The organism is Microbacterium sp. ZW T6_19 (genome assembly GCF_044987465.1).
Classification (GTDB): Bacteria; Actinomycetota; Actinomycetes; order Actinomycetales; family Microbacteriaceae; genus Microbacterium; species Microbacterium natoriense_A.
The window spans coordinates 1-512 of record NZ_JBJDRH010000028.1; the positions used below are offsets into that span (position 1 = coordinate 1).

Below are 512 nucleotides of genomic sequence, written 5' to 3' on the forward strand. Positions count from 1 at the left end.
CTCCATTTGCTCCCACCACGCACCGCCAGCAGTTTTCTATTGGAGCCTTGATGTCAGAGCAGCCTGAGCGGCACGCAACGATCATCACGCCGGACCGGGGCTCGATTGTCATCTACCTCCGCGAGGTATGGGACAATCGTGATCTCGTCGCTTTCCTCGTCTGGCGCGACATCAAGGTGCGCTATCGCCAGACCTTCTTCGGCGCCGCCTGGGCGCTCGTGCCGCCATTCTTCAGTATGGTCGTCTTCACGCTCATCTTCGGCACGCTGGTGAAAGTCGCCTCGGATGGCCAGCCCTATTGGGCGTTCAGCATCTGCGCTCTGACCGCCTGGAACTATTTTTCTCAGGCGCTCACCAACGCCGCCAACAGCGCCACCAACAACGCCTCGCTGATCGAGAAGGTGTATTTTCCGCGCTTGTCGCTCCCGTTGTCGGCAGTCTTGTCGCCGTTGCTTGATCTGGCTATCGCTCTGGCATTCCTGATCCCGGTACTGGCCATTGCTGGTATTATG

1 protein-coding gene is annotated in these 512 nt (G+C 59.0%); it reads left to right on the forward strand.

What is annotated here, in order from left to right; all coding sequences use genetic code 11:
- Positions 1-50: 50 nt before the first annotated feature.
- Positions 51-512: ABC transporter permease (locus ACI3KT_RS18525; RefSeq protein ID WP_404905878.1), on the forward strand; the 462-nt coding region annotated here is incomplete at its 3' end.